Source organism: Nitrosospira sp. CT, from assembly GCF_059489795.1.
This window is the reverse complement of the sequence record NZ_JCAHZJ010000072.1, coordinates 1-3,138: the sequence shown is the minus strand read 5'-3', so window position 1 is coordinate 3,138 and position 3,138 is coordinate 1. Positions and strand designations below refer to the sequence as shown.

1 protein-coding gene is annotated in these 3,138 nt (G+C 56.9%); it reads left to right on the top strand.

Features of this window, described 5'->3' with window-relative positions:
- The coding region (locus AC52W5_RS13345; RefSeq protein ID WP_495671343.1) for a condensation domain-containing protein at positions 1 to 3,138 on the top strand (3,138 nt) is incomplete at both ends.

The window sequence follows — 3,138 nt, the reverse complement described above, 5'->3', positions numbered from 1 at the left end:
TTACCCATACGGAGCATTATGAGGCGCCGCAGGGAGAGGCGGAAGAAGTTCTGGCGGGTATCTGGGGGCAGGTGCTGGGTGTGGCAGAGGTGGGACGGCATGACAACTTCTTCGAGCTGGGGGGCGATTCCATACTCAGTCTCCAGATTGTCACACGGGCGCGCCGTGCCGGCTGGAAGATCACGCCACGCCAATTGTTCGAGCGGCAGACCATCGCTTCGTTGGCGGCGGTGGCAATGGCACTCGAGGCTCAAGATGCCGTTGCTACCCTGGCCCCGATCGCAAGCGCACAACCGAAAGAAGAATGGAGCGGCGGCGGCTCGGAGAGACTTCTATCGCTGCTGCCTATTCAGGCTGAATTTTTCGAACGGGAAATTCCCGCGCGACATCACTGGAACCAGGCCGCGCTCCTGAAAAGTCGCGAGTATTTGAATCCTGCACATCTGGGAGAGGCACTGGAAGCCGTGGTGCGGCACCACGATGCGCTTCGTTTCCGCTTCGCCGGAAATGAAAGGAGCCAGTGGCAGCAGTCTTGTGGGGGATCGATCGCTGCTGATTTGTTATGGGTGCGCAAAGCTTCTACCGAAGCCGATCTGGAAGCGCTGTGCAACGAGGCGCAGCGCAGCCTGAATCTCGTGGAAGGCCCATTGCTGCGCGCCGTGCTTTTCGATATGGACGATCCCAGCCAGCGGTTGCTGCTGGTTATTCATCACCTTGTGATCGACGGTGTCTCCTGGCGTATCCTGCTCGAGGATTTGCAGAGTGCCTATAGTCAGGCCCGCAATGCCCAAGCTATCACATTGCCCGAAAAATCGGGCAGCTATGAGGCGTGGGCCGCCCGGCTGCAGCGTTATGCACATGAAAATGCGGAAGAATTGATTTACTGGCGAAGCTTGACGGGAGCACCGGTCATACTGCCCTGCGATAACCCCGAGGGCGCGAGCTTCGTCCGTCACCAGCGCGATGCTGTGCTCAAGCTGGGCAAGGCGCAGACCCGCGCCTTGCTCAAGGAGGCGCCCGCCGCCTATCGTACTCACGTAAACGATCTGTTGCTTACCGCCCTGGGAAGCGCCCTCTGCCGGTGGAGCGGCCATAAGAAAATCCTGATCGATCTTGAAGGTCATGGGCGGGAAGATTTATACGATATCGACCTTTCACAAACGGTCGGCTGGTTTACCACCCTCTATCCCGTGTTGCTCGACCCAGCCGGAGACCTGGCTCAGAGAATCAAGCGCATCAAGGAAGATCTGCGGAGGGTACCGAACAAGGGAGTGGGTTACGGCCTGTTCAAGTATCACGGCACGTCCGAACAGCGTGAAGTCCTGGCATCCCTGCCCAGGCCTGAAGTCGTATTCAATTACCTGGGGCAACTGGATGCGAGTTTCGACGAAAGCGCGCTGTGGACGTTGGCGACCGAATCGACAGGGGATCTGACCGATGAAAATGCGCCTCTCAGTCATGATATTTCCATAAATGGTCATGTTTATGAGGGCGAACTGTGTCTTACGGTGAGCTATAGCGACGCGCGTTACCACAGGACGACAATTGAGGCATTCATGAACGTTTACCAAGCTGAGCTTGAAACGCTGATTGCCCATTGCAACCGTGGCATACAAGGCCTTACCCCTTCGGATTTCCCCTTGATCGAAATCACCCAGCGCGAGCTGGACAGTCTGCCTCTGCCCACCGCCGCCGCACAGCTTGAAGACCTTTATCCGCTTTCTCCATTGCAGGAGGGCATACTTTTCCACAGCGTATTTGACAGGGACGATCACGGTGTTTACCTCAATCAGTTGAGAGCCGATATTGAGGGACTGGATGCAACTCGTTTCAGGGCTACATGGCAGGCTGCAGTGGCCTGCCATCCAGTGTTACGGACAGGTTTCGTGACTCAGGACAACAAGCCCCTGCAATGGGTAGCCAAGTCCGTCGAGTTGCCATTTGTGGAACACGACTGGCGGACCAGGGAGGATAAGGAGCATAGGGAGGAAAGGGAGCGCGATCTTGAGGCATTGGCGCGGACGGAACACGCCTCGGGTTTTGATCTTGCCCGACCCCCGCTCATGCGCATCGCGCTGGTGAGATTGACCGACGACCGGTACCACTTCATCTGGACGATCCATCACTTGCTGCTTGACGGATGGAGCACTTCTCAACTGGCTGGGGAAGTATTGCGGCGATATGCCGGAGACCTCTCTCCAGTTCAGGAAGCGTCGTTCCGGGACAGAGGCGAGTATCGCCGGTTTATCGAATGGCTGCAGCATCGCGATATGGAAGCTTCCGAAGCATACTGGAGGGAGCGGCTGAAGGGAATCGGGGAGCCGACGCGGTTGGCGGCGATATTGCCTGCGCACCGTGAAAATTCCGATCATGAAGAGTATGGGGAGCATATCACTGAACTGCCGCTTTCCCTTTCCGAGAGGTTGATTCAGTTTGCCCGTCGCGAACGCGTCACCCTTAACACGCTGATACAGGGTGTCTGGGCGATCTTGCTGAGCCAGTACACCGGGAAGCAAATCGTCCTTTTCGGCACCACGGTGGCGGGAAGGCCGGCGACGCTGCCGGGAGCGGAGCACTTGCTGGGATTGTTCATCAATACACTCCCAGTTGCGGCAACACTCCAGCCGGAGTGCGAGATTGGCGCATGGCTGCGCGATCTGCAAGCGCAAAATCTGGCTTCACGCGAACACGAACATACGCCCCTATATGAAATCCAGCGCTGGCTGGGACAAAGCGGGCAGGGATTATTCGACAGCATTCTCGTATTCGAGAACTATCCCATGGATGAGGCGTTGCGGGAATCGAGTCCGGGCGGGCTTGCTTTTTTCAACATCCGTAATCGCGAAAGCAGCAATTATCCAATGATGGTATCGGTCATGCAGAGTAATGTGTTGTCGCTGGGCTACAGCTACGATTGCAGATATTTTTCGCAAGCGGTGGTGGAATCCATTGCAACACAGCTCAACAGACTGCTCGACAGGATTACCACCACTCCCGTGAACTCGCTACAGAGATTGGGCGACATCGACATACTGAGTGAAGCCGAGCGGGCGCAGCTTCAGGTCTGGGGGATCAATGAGCAGCGCTACGCCAACACCGAGCCTGTACACAGGCTGATCGAACGACAGGTTGAAGCCC